13 protein-coding genes are annotated in these 15302 nt (G+C 64.6%); 1 reads left to right on the forward strand and 12 read right to left on the reverse strand.

Annotated elements, in window-relative coordinates; all coding sequences use genetic code 11:
- Window positions 1-55 precede the first annotated feature (55 nt).
- The gene (locus tag CAG22_RS10110) at window positions 56-277 is read right to left on the reverse strand and encodes a DUF3820 family protein (RefSeq protein WP_016713256.1); all 222 of its coding nucleotides are present in this window, start codon (window positions 275-277) and stop codon (window positions 56-58) included.
- A gap of 203 nt (window positions 278-480) precedes the next feature.
- On the opposite strand from CAG22_RS10110, the gene CAG22_RS10115 reads away from it, so the two are divergent.
- Entirely contained in the window at window positions 481-957 is a 477-nt protein-coding gene (locus tag CAG22_RS10115) for a PA2169 family four-helix-bundle protein (protein ID WP_025337730.1), read from the forward strand.
- On the opposite strand, the gene CAG22_RS10120 is transcribed toward CAG22_RS10115, so the two are convergent.
- The 11 genes from CAG22_RS10120 to norR all read right to left on the reverse strand — a co-directional run bounded on the left by CAG22_RS10120 (window position 954) and on the right by norR (window position 15168).
- Complete coding sequence (locus tag CAG22_RS10120; RefSeq protein ID WP_085587393.1) at window positions 954-2444, reverse strand: GGDEF domain-containing protein; 1491 nt, start codon at window positions 2442-2444, stop codon at window positions 954-956. The two genes, CAG22_RS10115 and CAG22_RS10120, sit on opposite strands and share 4 nt — an antisense overlap.
- Window positions 2445-2667: 223 nt before the next feature.
- On the reverse strand, window positions 2668-4002 hold the full coding sequence (locus CAG22_RS10125; protein WP_075043801.1) for an OprD family porin: 1335 nt from the start codon (window positions 4000-4002) through the stop codon (window positions 2668-2670).
- Window positions 4003-4207: 205 nt separating this feature from the next.
- Window positions 4208-4432 carry a hypothetical protein gene (locus CAG22_RS10130; protein WP_085705421.1) on the reverse strand — a complete coding sequence of 75 codons (225 nt, stop codon included), beginning with the start codon at window positions 4430-4432 and terminating at the stop codon, window positions 4208-4210.
- A gap of 326 nt (window positions 4433-4758) precedes the next feature.
- Window positions 4759-6147 carry a heavy metal sensor histidine kinase gene (locus CAG22_RS10135; RefSeq protein ID WP_085705422.1) on the reverse strand — a complete coding sequence of 463 codons (1389 nt, stop codon included), beginning with the start codon at window positions 6145-6147 and terminating at the stop codon, window positions 4759-4761.
- Window positions 6122-6796: a heavy metal response regulator transcription factor gene (locus CAG22_RS10140; protein ID WP_025337735.1), complete on the reverse strand. Its 675-nt coding sequence runs from the start codon at window positions 6794-6796 to the stop codon at window positions 6122-6124. The genes CAG22_RS10135 and CAG22_RS10140 overlap by 26 nt, the downstream gene beginning before the upstream one ends.
- Before the next feature lie 9 nt (window positions 6797-6805).
- Entirely contained in the window at window positions 6806-9898 is a 3093-nt protein-coding gene (locus CAG22_RS10145) for a multidrug efflux RND transporter permease subunit (RefSeq protein ID WP_085705423.1), read from the reverse strand.
- Window positions 9895-11058 carry an efflux RND transporter periplasmic adaptor subunit gene (locus CAG22_RS10150; RefSeq protein ID WP_085705424.1) on the reverse strand — a complete coding sequence of 388 codons (1164 nt, stop codon included), beginning with the start codon at window positions 11056-11058 and terminating at the stop codon, window positions 9895-9897. The genes CAG22_RS10145 and CAG22_RS10150 overlap by 4 nt, the downstream gene beginning before the upstream one ends.
- A 326-nt stretch (window positions 11059-11384) precedes the next feature.
- Window positions 11385-12119 (reverse strand): YkgJ family cysteine cluster protein, encoded by a 735-nt coding sequence (locus CAG22_RS10155; protein WP_085587406.1) that lies wholly within the window; start codon window positions 12117-12119, stop codon window positions 11385-11387.
- On the reverse strand, window positions 12116-12427 hold the full coding sequence (locus CAG22_RS10160; protein ID WP_025337739.1) for a hypothetical protein: 312 nt from the start codon (window positions 12425-12427) through the stop codon (window positions 12116-12118). The genes CAG22_RS10155 and CAG22_RS10160 overlap by 4 nt, the downstream gene beginning before the upstream one ends.
- Before the next feature lie 88 nt (window positions 12428-12515).
- Complete coding sequence (locus CAG22_RS10165; RefSeq protein ID WP_085587408.1) at window positions 12516-13415, reverse strand: chemotaxis protein; 900 nt, start codon at window positions 13413-13415, stop codon at window positions 12516-12518.
- Between the two features lie 199 nt (window positions 13416-13614).
- Window positions 13615-15168 carry a nitric oxide reductase transcriptional regulator NorR gene (gene norR / locus CAG22_RS10170; protein WP_025337741.1) on the reverse strand — a complete coding sequence of 518 codons (1554 nt, stop codon included), beginning with the start codon at window positions 15166-15168 and terminating at the stop codon, window positions 13615-13617.
- Between the last annotated feature and the right edge of the window lie 134 nt (window positions 15169-15302).

The following is a 15302-nucleotide window of genomic DNA, read 5'->3' on the forward strand; positions in this document are numbered from 1 at the left end:
CAGGATCATGCAGTACCTGTGGGAGCGGGCGTGCCCGCGAAGAGGCCGGAACAGGTCACCGCCGATGCTTCTGCCGCAACGGCACAAGCAGATCGCCCAGCCCGTTGTGATCGATCTCGTGCATCAGCGCCAGCAACCCACCCAATTCCCCCGCCGGGAAACCCTTGCGCGCAAACCAGGCCAGATAATCCCCCGGCAGGTCGGCAATGATTCGTCCCTGGTACTTGCCAAACGGCATGGTGCGGGTCACCAGCAGTTCGAGGGTTTCCGGCTTCATGATCGGCGCACCTGGCTGTTGAAAAGCGCCGACCATACTGCAATCTGCACGAAGGCCCAAGCGGCAATCATGCAGAACGCCATTTTCAGGTTCTGCTGTGATATTTGTATCTAATTGATTTGGAAGGATTTTATTGAGATTAAAGGCTTGGCACGAACACTGCTCCATTACAGATGACTATCACCTGCCAAGGAGTTTGTGCCATGAGCAATCCCAACAAAGATGTGATCGACGTGCTGAACGACCTGATCGAGTACAGCAAGGATGGCGAGAAAGGCTTCAAGGCCTCGGCCGATGATGTGAAGAACCCCGAACTGAAAGCGTTCTTCGTTCAACGTGCCGGTGAGTGTGCCAATGCGGCCGGCGAACTGCAGAGCGAGGTGCGTCGCCTGGGTGGCGACCCGGAAACCTCCACCAGCATCAGCGGTGACCTGCATCGGGGTTGGGTCAACCTCAAGGCGATGGTCACCGGCAAGGATGAGGAAGCGGTGCTGAACGAGGTGGAGCGGGGCGAGGACCATGCCCTCAAGGCCTACAAGGAAGCCCGCGAGAAACTGGTGAAGCTGGGCCGCACCGCCAGCGACCAGACCTACACCCTGGTGGAAAAACAGCTGCAAGGTGTACAGCGCAACCATGACCAGGTCAGGGCCCTGCGCAACGCCGCCCGCGCCCGCGCCTAGTCGGCAGGCCCCTCTACCCGGTTGCGGCCTTTGGCCTTGGCCCGGTAGAGCGCTTCGTCCGCAGCACCCAGCACCCTCGCCAGATCGTGCTGGGTGCCTGACAGGCCGATGCCGATGCTCACCGTGACCGAGTGGGCATCATCGGCAAACGGCGCCAGCGCCTCGACACTGGCGCGGATGCGCTCGGCCAGCAGCTGCGCACCGGCCAGGTCGGTTTCCGGCAGCACCACCTGAAATTCCTCCCCACCGTAACGCGCTGCCAGATCGGCCGGGCGGCGGATGCATTCCTCGATGGTCCTGGCCACTTCGCGCAAGGCATGGTCGCCACCGGCATGGCCGTGGCGCTGGTTGAACGCCTTGAAATGGTCGACGTCCACCATCAGCACCGCCAACGGCTTGCGGTTGCGCTGGGCACGGGCCCACTCCTGGCGCAATACCTGGTCCAGGCGGCGGCGGTTGGCCAGGCCGGTCAGGCTGTCGGTGGCGGCCAGGGTCGCCAGGCCCTGTTCGGCCTCTTGGCGGCGGCGCAGTTCGCGGCCCAGCAGCAGGGTCAGCGAGAGGATGCCCACACAGAGTACCCCGGTGGCCACGCTGACCAGGATCGCAGTGCGGCGCCAGGACTCGAACACGTCTTCGGCCGAATGCACCACCAGTACGATCAGCGGCAGCTGCGCGACCCGGGCGAAGGTGTACATGCGTGGTTTGCCGTTGCGGCTGGAGCGGGCGGTGAAGCTGCCGCTCTGCTCGCTGAGTATGCGTTTGAAATTGGGCCGCTCGGCATAGTTGCTGCCGATCCCTGGGTCTTGCGTGCGGCTGGGCTGGCGAGCCAGCAGTTGGCCGTCGGTGTTGAGCAGGTTGATGCTGCTGTCATCACCAATGTCCAGGCGCTGGAACAGCTCACTGAAGTACGACAGGCGCAGTGCGCCCGCTGCCAGGCCGGTGAACTCGCCATTGGCGTCAGAGATACGCCGGCTGAAACTGATGCACCAGTCCAGGTCGCCCAGCTTGGCCTTGAATGGCGGGCCCACCAGCAGGCCGAGGTTGGGGTTGTGCAGGTGCGCCTGGAATACCCCGGTGTCGCCGAAGTTGGCCTTGCGTGGCACGCTGCTGGTGGAGTCGCCCACCACGTTGCCTTGCTTGTCCAGCCACAGTACGTCACCGCGCTTGCGGTCGACGAAGGCTTCATTGAATAGCAGGCGTTGGCGCACCGGGCCGGGGATTTCCGGCAGCTCCTTGCGCCCAACTGCCCAGATCAGGCCCTGCAGCGATTGGTCGTAGAGTTCGACGTTGCGCAGGATGTCGCTTTCGATCAGCTGGACGATATTGTTGGACGAGCGAATTGCCGACAGCTCGACATTGTCGCGCTCGCGCGCCAGCAGGTAGCTGACGATGGCCACGATGGCGAGCACGGCAAGGCAACTGCCCAGATTGAGGATCAGCTCGGGGTGCGACCTGTAGTGTGCGAAACGCGGTAATCGGGTGGTCATGCTCGCTACTGCGTGGGCAGGGCCATTCGCGGCGGCGACATTCTAGGGAAGCGGGGATTGTCGGACAAGATTTGTCCGACGGAATCACGCCGGGGCTGCTGCGCAGCCCATCGCCGGCAAGCCAGCTCCCACAAGTACCGCACAAGGCTTTAGGTCAATGCGGTCAAGGTGGGAGCTGGCTTGCCGGCGAAACGAGGGCGAAGCCCTCGCATCCAAGCCTGGATCAGAACACGTTCAACGGGTAATCCACGATCACCCGCAGTTCATCGTTGTCGCTGTTGCTGTCGATCGACGCATAACCCTGGCTGCCACGGTGGGTGGCGTAGCGCACCAGCACCGACAGGTCCTTCAGGTCACCCTCCTGGAACACATACTTCACGTCCAGGTCGCGCTCCCAGTGCATGGCGTTCTTGCCATCGGCACGGTAGTAGTCGTAGTGGGTGGGGTCCTGGACGGCCTTGGTCAGGTCGGCTTCACCGCGCGAGTACGACAGCACCGTGGTCAGGCCAGGGATGCCCACACCAGCGAAGTCATAGTTGTACTGCAGCTTCCACGAGCGCTCGTTCGGTGCGTTGAAGTCCGAGTACATGCGCGAGTTGTCCAGGTAGATGCTGTCACCCAGGTTGATGTAGTCGAACGGCGTGTTGCCATTGACCCGCTGGTAGGCGGCGGTGACGCTGTGGAACCCGGCGTTGACGGTGAAATGCACGCTATAGGTGTTGTTGTCGATCTTGCCCAGCAAGGCCTGGCCGGTGTCCTGGGTGTGATAGAAGTGCACGCCCGGGTTCAGGCTGACCAGGTCGTTGACCACGTAGGTGTAGTCGAAATCGGCGTAGTACTGGTTCCAGATGTCCTTCAGCTCGGCCGCATACAGGTTGGCGGTGATGTTCGGGGTACCGCTCCACGACGCGCCGGCCCAGTTCAGGTGCTTGCTCTTGTCATGCTCGCCCAGCGAACCGTAGTAGGTGTCGATGCGGCGGTGGCCGCTCTGGTTGTACGGCTTGGTGAAGCTCACCTGGCCGCCTTCGAGCAGCAGGCCGTCGATGCTGGTGTTGGTCAGGCTCACACCACGGAAGGTCTGCGGCAGCATGCGGGTTTCGCCGCCGGCGATCACCGGGTTGGTGAGGAACAGGTCACCGGCTTTCAGCTCGGTGTCGAACGCCTTGAGCTTGACTGCGGCACCGGCGGTGGAGAACGAGTGCGGCGCAGCACCCAGTTCGTCTTCGTTCTTTTGGTGGGTCGGCAGGATGCTGGTGCCAGCATGGCCGCCGCCACCGTCGAGTTTCAGGCCCAGCATGGCGTGGGCGTCCAGGCCAAAGCCGACCACACCTGGGGTGTAGCCCGACTCGAAGCGTGCAACCGCGCCCTGGCCCCACTCGCGGGTATCGCGCACGCCGGCGTTGTGGTTGTCGCGGTTGAAGTAGGCATTACGGAAATGCAGGTTGAAGGACGAGCCTTCGATGAAGCCATCAGCCTTGTCTTCATCTGCCTGGGCGGCGAAAGGGATCGTTGCAGTCAACGCAATGAACAACGGGGTAAAACGAAACGCGGAAGGCACCGGTACTAGCTCCTTGGGTCTGGCGGTGGGGCAGTTTTTATTTTCGAATGTGCGTCTTTTTTATAGGTGGACGTTACAGCTTGGCTGATAGTTGAAGCACATAAAAAAAGCCGCTGATCGGCAGCGGCTTTAAAAGGCTAACATATCGGCACCGGTGGTGCCCATGGCGTAGCCAAGGGAAAACGGGAGCAGCGACAGCGCTTGATCAGCTGTCGGCGTTGGCATCGACAGAAACCTTGGAAGCTGTCTGGTTTGCGTCTTTGGCGGCGTCTGCCTGCTGTGCGGCTACGGCTTCGCGGGCCTCTTGGTGGACCGCGGCGAACTCAGCATTACGGGTGACGAAAGCCTTGGATTCTTCGGCCATGGCCAGGGGCGACAACAACAGGGAAGACAGGACGAAGACGCTGGCAATACCCATACTGTTGGACATTTGAAACTACCTTCTTGCGGTGCAAGTGCTAATGAGGACGGGGGTAAAGTTAGTCCTTTCAATGCACTTGAAACAGAGCGAAGTGCGATAAGCACTGTTGCGCAAAAGGTAACTATCGCAGGAAAAGCAATTGGACTTTCGCCGCAAACCCCCATGCTAGACGCGCTACGCGTTCATTGTGGGAGCGGGCGAGCCCGCGAAGCAGGCACCGCGGTGGATGGCACGGGCTTCGCCCGTGTTCGCGGGCTTGCCCGCTCCCACAAAGATTGCGGCTGTTTTCAGACTCTGAGCAAGGCAATTGTTCCCACAAGGACGGCGTTGGATGGTCAGATATGGGCCGGCAGCCTGATCCCAAAGGTATTGGCCCCAGCGGCACTACGCACGAACACCTCCCCACCATGCATCAGCGCAATCGCCTTGACGATCGCCAACCCCAACCCATGGTTACCCCCACCACTGTTGCTACGTGCCGCATCCACCCGGTAGAAGCGTTCGAACAGCAACGGCAGGTGCTCATCGTCGATCGCCGGCCCCGGGTTGCTCACGGCGATGCTGACCTGCTCCGGCCCGGCATCGATCTGCACCTTGATCACCTGGTGCGGTGCGGTGTGCTGCACGGCGTTGTTCAGCAGGTTGATCAGCGCCCGGCGCAGCTGGGCCTTTTCGATGGGCGCCTGGGCATCGCCGCTCACGCTCACGCTGACCTGTGCGTCTTCGAGAATGTAGTCCAGGTAATCGAGGGTGGTCGCCACTTCCTCGGCCAGCGAGGCCTGGGTCAGGGCAGTGGCCTTGCTGCCTTGGTCGGCACTGGCCAGGAACAGCATGTCGTTGATGATGCTGCGCAGGCGCTCCAGCTCCTCAAGGTTCGATTGCAGCACTTCGAAGTAATGCTCGGCGCTGCGCCCGCGGGTCAGCGCCACCTGGGTCTGGCCGATCAGGTTGGTCAGCGGCGAGCGCAGTTCGTGGGCGACGTCGGCATTGAACGCCTCCAGCCGCGAGTAGGCCTGGCTTACCCGGTCGAGCGCAGCATTGAAGGCGCCGGCGAACTGCGCCAGCTCCGGGGCCAGGGCGTGGGTCTGCAGGCGCCCGTCCAGGCGCGGAGGGGCCAGGGCCTGGGCCTCAACGGACAATGCCAGCAGCGGGCGCAGGCCGATACGCGCCACCCAGTAGCCCAGTAGCGAGGCCAGCAGCACGCCGAGCACCGCCAGCCCGACAATCGCCACCAGCAGGCTGTGCTGCGCCTGCCAGAATGTTTCGGTGTCGATGCCAATCAGAAAGCGCAACGGCGGCCGCTCGCCCAGGGCCGGCAGTTCGCTGACCAGCACCTTGTAAGGGTAGGGCCGGTCGGGCAGGCGCAGGTCGCGCATGCCCTGCGCGCCTTCGGCGAAGGCGCGGACCAGCTCGCTGGGGTGGCCGTATTCGTAGGCCGGGTTGCTGCTGACCACCCAGAAGCGAATGCGCTTGTCCTCTTCACTGAGCAGGTTGAGCTTGTTGTTGATCTTGACCCAGTGCTCCGGTGTGCCGAAGCGGTTGAGGGTGGACTCGAGCACGCTGAAACGCGCATCCAGCTCGGCCTGCGGAAGCAGGTCGAGGCTGCGGTCGACCTGGCGGTACAGCGCCGAACCGATCAGCAGGAACACGCCCAGCGCCACCAGGATGAACAGCGCCGACAGGCGCAGCGCGATGGAATTACCCTGCACGGTTTTCCAGGACATAGCCCATGCCTCGGATGGTGTGCAGCAACTTGTTGTCGAAAGGCCCGTCGAGCTTGGCGCGCAGGCGCTTGATCGCCACTTCGACGACGTTGGCATCGCTGTCGAAATTGATGTCCCAGACCAGCTCGGCAATCGCCGTCTTCGACAGGATTTCACCTTGTCGGCGGGCCAGCACGCTGAGCAGCGAGAACTCCTTGGCCGTCAGCTCCAGGCGTTGGCCGGCGCGCGTGGCCTTGCGCGCCATCAGGTCGATCCACAGGTCACCCACCTGCACCTGCAGCGGTTCATGGTTGCTGCTACGGCGGGTCAGGGCTTGCAGGCGGGCGACCAGTTCGAGGAAGGAAAACGGCTTGCCCAGATAGTCGTCGGCACCCTCGCGCAGGCCATGGATACGGTCTTCGACCCGTTCACGGGCGGTCAGCATGATGACCGGTGTCTGCTTGCGCGCGCGCAGGGCGCGCAGCACGCCATACCCGTCCAGGCCAGGCAGCATCACATCCAGCACGATCACCGCGTAGTCACCTTCCAGGGCCAGGTGCAGGCCATCGATGCCATCCCGCGCCAGGTCGACGGTAAACCCCTGCTCGCTGAGGCCGCGATGCAGGTAGTCGGCGGTTTTTTCTTCGTCTTCGATGATCAGCACACGCATGGTCTTGTCCTAACTGGCACTGGGCGCCGCCGCACGGGCGGCCTGGCGGCGGTGGAACAGGCGCTCCAGGGCCAAGTATATGACCGGGGTGGTGAACAGCGTCAGCGCCTGGCTCACCAGCAGGCCGCCAACCACGGCGATGCCCAGTGGCTGGCGCAGTTCGGAACCGGTGCCGAAGCCGAACATCAGCGGCACCGCGCCGAGCAAGGCGGCCAGGGTGGTCATGATGATCGGCCGGAAGCGCGTCAGGCAGGCCTGGTGGATCGCCTGCTCCGGGGTCAGGCCCTGGCGGCGTTGGGCTTCGAGGGCGAAGTCGATCAGCAGGATGCCGTTTTTCTTGACGATACCGATCAGCAGCACCACACCGATCAACCCCATGATGCTGAAGTCCTGGCCCATGGCCCACAGCAGGATCAGTGCGCCGAGGCCGGCCGAGGGCAGGGTGGAGATGATGGTCAGCGGGTGGACGAAGCTTTCGTACAGCACGCCGAGGATGATGTACACCGCCACCAGCGCAGCCAGGATCAGCCACGGCTGGCTCGACAGCGAACTCTGGAAGGCCTGGGCCGCGCCCTGGAAGTTGCCGCTGATGGAGTCGGGCATGCCCAGCTCGCGCTGGGTGCGCTCGAGGATGGTCACCGCATCGCCCAGGGCCACGCCCGGGGCCAGGTTGAACGACAGGTTGGCTGCCGGGAACAGGCCATCGTGGCTGATCGACAGCGGCCCGGTGCTGGGCGGTGCCACATGGGCTACTGCCGACAGCGGCACCATCTCGTTGGTCAGCGGCGAGCGCAGGTAGAAGTAGTTGAGGCTTTCGGCCTTGCCGCGCTGGCGGGCATCCAGTTCGAGGATCACCTTGTACTGGTTGGTCTCGGTCTGGAATTCACTGATCTGCCGCTGGCCGAAGGCGTCGTACAACGCCTGGTCGACGTCGGTGGTGGTCAGGCCGAAACGTGCCGCGGCCTGGCGGTCGATATCGATGCGGGTGACGCTGGCGCCCAGTTGCAGGTCGTTGGACAGGTCACGGAACGCCGGGATTTCCCGCAGGCGCTCGGTCAGGCGCTGGGTCCACAGGTTCAGCGCCGTGCCGTCGTTGCTCTTGAGCACGTACTGGTACTGGGTGCGCGACGGGCCGGAGCTCAGGTTGATGTCCTGGCCGGCACGCATGTACAGGACGATGCCTGGTACCTGGGCCAGCTTGGGCCGCAGCCGGTCGATCAGTTCGCTGGCCGATACATCGCGTTCGCCACGCGGCTTGAGGGCGATCCAGAAGCGGCCGTTGGCGATGGTCTGGTTGCTGCCGGTGACGCCCACCGAGTGGGAGAACGCGCGCACCGCCGGGTCGGCCTCGATGATTTTGGCCAGCGCCTGGTGCTTCTCGATCATCGACGGGTACGACACATCCGCCGCCGCCTCGCTGGTGCCGAGGATGAAGCCGGTGTCCTGCAGCGGGAAAAAGCCCTTTGGGATACCCACGTAACCGGCTACCGCCAGGGCCAGGGTCAGGCCGAACATGCCGAGGGTCAGGCGCTGGTGGGCGAGGGCGCGGTCCAGGCCCTTTTCGTACCACCTGACCAGCCGCTCGCCGAAGCCGCCCTTGTGCTCTCCGGGCGGGCGGCGCATGAACAGTGCGCACAGGGTTGGCGCCAGGGTCAGTGAAACCACCACCGAAATCAGGATGGTGGCGGTGGCGGTAAGGGCGAACTCCTTGAACAGCCGGCCGACCACGCCGCCCATGAACAGCAGCGGGATGAACGCGGCGATCAGCGAGAAACTGATCGACACCACGGTGAAGCCGATTTCCCCGGCGCCCTTGAGCGCCGCCGTGCGGCTGTCGTCGCCGGCCTCCAGGTGGCGATGGATGTTCTCCACCACGACGATGGCATCGTCGACCACGAAGCCCACCGAGATGACGATGGCCACCAGGGTCAGGTTGTTCAGGCTGAAGCCGAAGATGTACATCAGCGCGCAACTGGCGATCAGCGATACGCCGAGCACGCTGGACACCACCATGGTCGCCGACCACTGGCGCAGGAACAGCGCCATCACCCCGATCACCAGGGCCACGGCGATCATCAGGGTCAGCTCCACTTCATGCAGCGAGGCACGGATGGTCTGGGTGCGGTCCTGCAGCACCGACACTTCGACCGAGGCTGGCAGCATCTCCTGCAGCTTGGGCAGGGCAGCCAGTACCCGGTCCACGGTATCGACGATGTTGGCGCCAGGCTGGCGGAAAATCACCAGGTTCAGCCCGGGCTGGTCGCCGGACCAGGCTTTGACATAGGCGTTCTCGGCGCCATTGATCACCTTGGCCACGTCCTTCAGGTGCACCGGTGCACCGTCACGGTAGGAGACGATCAGCTGGGCGTAGTCGTCGGGGTGGAACAACTGGTCGTTGGCGGCGATGGTCGACACGCTGTGTTCGCCGTACAGCGCACCCTTGGCCAGGTTCAGGCTGGTCTGCTGGATGGCCTGGCGCAGGTCGGCCAGGGTCAGGCCTATGGCGGCCAGTTTCTCGGGTTGCGCCTGCACGCGGATCGCCGGGCGCAGTTGCCCGGTGATGTTGATCAGGCCGACCCCGTCGATCTGGCTCAGCTGGCGCGCGAGCAGGGTTTCGGCGTAGTCGCTGAGGTCGTTGCCAGGCATCTGGCTGGAGCTGACCGTCAGCACCAGCACCGGGCTGTCGGCCGGGTTGACCTTGCGCCAGGTCGGCGGGTTGGGCAGGTCTTGCGGCAAGCGCGCGGTGGCGGTGTTGATGGCTGCCTGCACTTCCTGGGCGGCGGTGTCGATGTTCTTGTCGAGCGTGAACTGCAGGATCAGGTTGGTCGAGCCCAGTGCGCTGCTGCTGGTCATCTGGGTCATGCCGGGAATGGCGCTGAACTGCACTTCCAGCGGCGTGGCCACCGACGAGGCCATGGTTTCCGGGCTGGCGCCGGGCAGCTGGGCGGTGACCTGGATGGTCGGGAAGTCGGCTTCCGGCAGTGGTGCCACCGGCAGGCGCGGGAAGGCGATGGCCCCCAGCAGCACCAGGGCGAAGGTCAGCAGCAGGGTGGCGATGGGGTGGTCGATGCACCAGGCCGAAACACCGTTGCGCGTGTTCATGGCTGGCTCCGGCGGTCGGCCATTTCCGACGGCGCGGGGGCGTCGGGGGCCACCTCGACCCGCGAACCGGGCTTGAGCCGCGACTGGCCATCGAGCACCAGGCGCTCGCCCGGCTTGACCCCGGCAATGATGTTCAGCCCGCTGTCCTGGTACAGCACCTTGACCGGCACACTGGTGACCTTGTCACCGTCCAGGCGGTAGACAAAGTGCCCGTCGACGCCGCGCTGTACCACAGGCGGCGGTACCACCAGGGCGTTTTCTTCCACGGCGGTGCGCAGGCGGATGGTGACCAGCTGGCCCGGCCACAGGCGGCCGTCCTTGTTGTCGAACTCAGCTTTTACCCGCACGGTGCCGGTGGTGGCGGAGATCTGGTTGTCGATCAGTGCCAGGTGGCCTTCACCGAGCAGGCTGCGTTCGCCGTCGGCATCCATGTAGGCCTGCACCAGTGCCGGGGTGGGCGCCTTCAGCAGGCTTTGCAGGGTCGGCAGCATTTGCTGCGGCAGGGCGAATTCGACGGCGATCGGGTCGATCTGGGTGACGCTGAACAGGCTGCGGGTATCGCTGGTGCGCACCAGGTTGCCGGGGTCGACGTTGCGAATACCCACCCGGCCGGTCACTGGCGAGCGGATCTGCGTGTACGACAGCTGCACCTCGGCATTGGCGATGGCCGCCTGGTTGCCCTTGACCGTGGCTTGCAGGCGGTTGACCAGGGCCTGCTGCTGGTCGAGGGTCTGCTTCGAAACGCCGTTGTCGGTACTCAGCAGGCGGTAGCGCTGCAGGTCGACGTTGGCTACCTGGATCTGCGCCTGGCTCTGGCCAAGTTCGGCACGGGCCTGGTCGAGGTTGGCGCGGATGGCGCGGTCGTCGAGGGTGGCCAGCAGGTCGCCTTCCTTCACCCACTGGCCTTCCTTGACCAGCACCTGGGTCAGTACCCCCTCCACTTGCGGGCGCACCTCGACGCTGTGCAGCGACAGCACCGAGCCGATGGCGCTGGCATAGCGCGGCACGTTCTGCTGGACGACACTGACCACGCGCACCGGGATGGCGGTTTGCGCGCGGGTGGCAGGTGCTGGCTGGCGCTGGCCGAACCAGATACCCGCTACCGCCAGGACCAGGAGTGCCAGGGCGGCGAGGATGACAGGGCGGGACGGACGTCGCATCGGTGCGGGCACCTTGGCCAGAGGGGAGGGGAATGGTTGTCTGTATTCAAGCTTATAGCCCCCGAACCGGGTCGGCAGCGTGACCGCTGGCTGACAGCGCTGTCAGTTTTGCGCCCTTTGGTCATGCGCGGATTTCTTTTGTGGGAGCGGCCTTGCGTCGCGAAAGGGCTGCAGAGCAGCCCCAGCAATATCAGCACCATGGCCAAAATCCCGGGGCTGCTTCGCAGCCCATCGCGACACAAGGCCGCTCCCACCCTGACCGCGTCGACCTGAAGCCATGTGCTATCCCTGTGGGGCTTGCCGGCGATAGGGTCGGTACTGCTTACCTAGAAACCGATGAAGGCGTAATACACCGGGGGCTCGTTGGTGGTGCGCAAACCATGTTCCTGCAAGATCGCCACCAGCGTCGCGTCCTCCACATGCAAGGCCCACTGTGCCCGGCCAGCCTCCGGTACCTGGGCCAGGGCCGCGCTGAATGCGCCCATGTCAGGTAAGTAGGCAGTAAACCCGTTGCCCTTGAGCGCACTGGTGGTCATGCCCAGCGCCTGGCACACCGCCACCTTGGCGGCGATGTCATCGCGGTCGGCCTGGCGCGAGGCCTGCACCAGCGCCTCCAGCCCGGCATCGACCAGTTGCTTGCCGTGAATCAGCTCCGGCCCCTGTTGCCAGGCTTCCGGCGGGCAGTCCTTGCTGCCTGGCCGCAGCGGGATATGCGGGTTTATTTCCACCGGGTAGATGCGACAGACCAGCGGCCGCTGGTCATAGATGGTGCACAGGTCGTTGTCGTCGAGGTTGCGGCAGCGCCCGGGGTTGAAGGCGGCGAAGGTCACCGAAACGCGCGCCTCGCCGTCGCCGCAGGGCACGGGATGGGAACGACGCAGCACATGATCACGCTGTTCTACCGGCATGCCAGGGCCGTCTGCCACGAAGGCTTCGATCAGCACCACCACCTGGCCGCCGTTGTCCGCCCAGCGGCGCGCTTCGGCCAGGGTCAAGGGCACGTGGTGGCCGGTACAGCACTTGCCGCAGCCGGTACAGGCGAAACGCAGGCTGTCGGTCACTTGGCTTCCGGGCTCCACTCGCTGACGAAGGCGCGCTGGTGCTGGCGGTCGTACAGGCAAAGTTCGGTGCCGGTGCGCTGCTGCATGTGCTTCTGGGGGTAGACGCCTTCGATCAGCAGCGCGCTCATGCCGACCTGGTCATCGAACTCGGCGGGCTTGCTGCGGGCGTGGGCATCCTTGAACTGGCTGGCGGCCAGGCAGGCCTTGAGCATCTGCTGGCGCTGCTCGTTCCAGGCCTGGCTGCTGGAGGCCTGGGCGATACCGCTGAAGAGGGCGCAACTGATCAGGATAGAGCTGAGAAACTTCATACGCGATTCCGGCAAGTTACTTGCGAGGGGCGCGAATTATGCCCGACTCGACCCCGGCGGCAAGCCGGGGAGTTTGTCTCCGAATATATCAGCGCTCGGCGAACACCACGGCGCGCGCCGCCACCACCAGACAATCGGTCAGCTCCGGCGAGGAGAACTTGGTGAGGATGGCATTGGCCCCGGCCTGGGTCGCCTTTTCGCTGCTCATGGCGCTGTCCAGCGAGGTGTGCAGCAATATGTACAGGTGCTGGAAATCGGGGGTTTCGCGCAGGGTGCGAGTGAAGGCGTAGCCGTCCATTTCGCTCATTTCGATGTCGGAGACGATCACGTTGATTTCCTGCGCGGTGCCTTGCAGTTCAAGCAGCACGTTGATGGCGTCCTTGGCGCTGCGCGCGGTATGGCATTCGATGCCGAGGTTGCGCAGGGTGTGCACCGACTGCTGCAGGGCCACCTGGCTGTCGTCCACCACCAGGATGTTGGCGGCGGCCAGCAGGCTGGCATCTTCCTCGCTCAAGTTGCCGTGAGGCTGCTCGGGCACCGGCGGGGCGATGGCGTGGATGACTTTTTCGATGTCCAGCACCTGCACCAGGGTGTTGTCGACCCGGGTCACGCCGGTGATGAACGAGCGGCTGCCCGAGCCGTAGGGTGGTGGTTTGATGTCGGTGCTCAGGCAATGCACGATGCGGCTGACCGCCTGCACATGCAGACCCTGGCGCGAGCGGCTGATCTCGGTGACGATCAGGCAGCCGCCGTCCGGGTCGGCCAGCGGCCGTTCGCCGATGGCGCGGGACAGGTCGATGACCGACAGCGGATTACCGCGCAGGGTCGCCACGCCTTTCACGTGGGGGTGCGATTCGGGCAGCTTGGTCAGCGGCGGGCAGGGAATTATCTCGCTGACCTTGAGCAGGTTGATTGCCATCAACTTGCCGCTGCGCAGGGTGAACAGCAGCAGGGACAGCGAATCCGCGCGGGCATTTTGCGTGGCCATGGTGACCTTCGTGGGGAACAGGGGATAACCGGTTATCGGCCTGTTCGGGCTTGGCTTTAGTCATTTTGCACCGAGCCAAGGAATGCTCTGGACCCTGTGGGAGCGGCTTTAGCCGCGAACACCGGCGCAGCCGGTGCCGTGCACCGCGTTGGATTCTTCGCGGCTAAAGCCGCTCCCACAGGTACCGCGCTGGTGTCAATCAGCGCAGCCCCAGCCTACGGGCCAGGCGGCTAAGGTTGGCGCGGTCCAGGCCGAGTTCCCGGGCAGCCGCTGCCCAGTTTTCTTCGTGCCGCTGCAGGCAGGCCTCGATCACCTGGCGCTGGTAGTCGTCGACGGCTTCGCGCAGGCCCCCCTCGGGTAGCGGTGCCGCCGGCAAGGGCACAGCAGGGGAGGGCGGGGTGCCGGGCGTTGCCGTTGCGCGCAGGTCCAGGTCGATGGCTTCCAGGGTGAGGATGCGTGGCCTGTCGGAATGCTGGCCCAGCGCCTTGAGCGCCGAGCGGCCGATCAGATGTTCCAGTTCACGCACGTTGCCTGGCCAGTCGTAGGCCAGCAGCGCGGCCTGGGCCTCGCTGCTCAGGCGCAGGCTGTTCAGGCCCAGGCGCGAACGGTTCTGTTCGAGGAAGTAGCCGGCCAGTAGCAGCACATCACGCCCTCGTTCGCGCAACGGCGGCACATGCAGCGGGTATACGCTGAGGCGGTGGTAGAAGTCGGCGCGGAAGTTGCCAGTGCGCACTTCTGCTGCCAGGTCGCGGTTGGTGGCTGCGATCAGGCGCACATCCACCCGGTGTTCGCGATCCGAGCCCAGGCGCTGCAACTGGCCGCTCTGCAGCACGCGCAACAGCTTGGCTTGCACCGTCAGTGGCAGCTCACCGACTTCGTCGAGGAACAGTGTGCCGCCATTGGCGAGCTCGAACTTGCCGCGGCGCTCGCCATGGGCGCCGGTGAAGGCACCGCGTACATGGCCGAACAGTTCGCTTTCCACCAGAGTGTCGGGCAGGGCGGCACAGTTGAGGCTGACCAGCGGTTTGTCGGCGCGGTTGCTGGCCTGGTGCAGGGCCTGGGCCACCAGCTCCTTGCCGACGCCGGTCTCACCGGTGATCAGCACGGTCAGGTCGCTGCCACCGACCAGGCGGATTTCCTCCACCAGGCGCTTGTGCGCGGGGCTCTGGCCAATCAGCTCTTTGTCCTGGCCGCTGGCCTGGCGGTAGATCTCCGCGCGGTGGTGTTCGTCTTCCGCGCGCAGGGCCAGGTGCTCGATGCGCTCGGCCACGGTGACCGTGGCGGCGGCCAGGCTGGCGAAGGCCTGCAGGGCGCCCAGCTCCAGGCTCTGGAACTGCCCGGGGGTGAGGGCATCGAGGGTAACCAGGCCCCAAGGGCGCTCGTCGACCATCAACGGGCAGCCCATGCAGTCATGTACTTCCAGGTTGGCATCGGGGGCGTTTACCAGGCCGTCGTAAGGGTCGGGCAGCTCGGAGTCGCTGGCGAAGCGGGTGGGTTCCGCGCTGCTGAGCAGGATCTGGAAGCGAGGGTGCTCGCTGACCCGGAAGCGTCGGCCCAGGGTATCGGGGCTCAGGCCGTCCACTGCCAGCGGCACCAGCCACTCGCCGTCCAGGCGCAGCAACGCGGCGGCATCGCAGGGCAGCAACCCACGCATGGCCTGCAGCAGGCGGCGATAGCGTTCCTGGTCGGGCAGGTCGCGGGAAAGGTCGCTGACCAAGGGCAGCAAGGTGGTGAGCAGGGGCTTCGTGGTCATATGGACTCCTGTGGGTCGATATGACTATACGTCGAGGTGGGTCGTTTTGACATGACCTGCGTCAAACCCCTGATTTTGCTGGAGATAAAAGTTGGCATGATTGATGTAATAGCTCGGGCAGTCATTTGAAGCCA

The organism is Pseudomonas sp. B8(2017) (genome assembly GCF_002113575.1).
GTDB lineage: Bacteria > Pseudomonadota > Gammaproteobacteria > Pseudomonadales > Pseudomonadaceae > Aquipseudomonas > Aquipseudomonas putida_Z.

Bases quoted from the DNA above. Each gene is read 5' to 3' on its own strand.
- CAG22_RS10110 (WP_016713256.1), bottom strand. From the start codon at position 277: ATGAAGCCGGAAACCCTCGAACTGCTGGTGACCCGCACCATGCCGTTT.
- CAG22_RS10115 (WP_025337730.1), top strand. From the start codon at position 481: ATGAGCAATCCCAACAAAGATGTGATCGACGTGCTGAACGACCTGATC.
- CAG22_RS10120 (WP_085587393.1), bottom strand. From the start codon at position 2,444: ATGACCACCCGATTACCGCGTTTCGCACACTACAGGTCGCACCCCGAG.
- CAG22_RS10130 (WP_085705421.1), bottom strand. From the start codon at position 4,432: ATGTCCAACAGTATGGGTATTGCCAGCGTCTTCGTCCTGTCTTCCCTG.
- CAG22_RS10135 (WP_085705422.1), bottom strand. From the start codon at position 6,147: ATGTCCTGGAAAACCGTGCAGGGTAATTCCATCGCGCTGCGCCTGTCG.
- CAG22_RS10140 (WP_025337735.1), bottom strand. From the start codon at position 6,796: ATGCGTGTGCTGATCATCGAAGACGAAGAAAAAACCGCCGACTACCTG.
- CAG22_RS10145 (WP_085705423.1), bottom strand. From the start codon at position 9,898: ATGAACACGCGCAACGGTGTTTCGGCCTGGTGCATCGACCACCCCATC.
- CAG22_RS10150 (WP_085705424.1), bottom strand. From the start codon at position 11,058: ATGCGACGTCCGTCCCGCCCTGTCATCCTCGCCGCCCTGGCACTCCTG.
- CAG22_RS10160 (WP_025337739.1), bottom strand. From the start codon at position 12,427: ATGAAGTTTCTCAGCTCTATCCTGATCAGTTGCGCCCTCTTCAGCGGT.
- CAG22_RS10165 (WP_085587408.1), bottom strand. From the start codon at position 13,415: ATGGCCACGCAAAATGCCCGCGCGGATTCGCTGTCCCTGCTGCTGTTC.
- norR (WP_025337741.1), bottom strand. From the start codon at position 15,168: ATGACCACGAAGCCCCTGCTCACCACCTTGCTGCCCTTGGTCAGCGAC.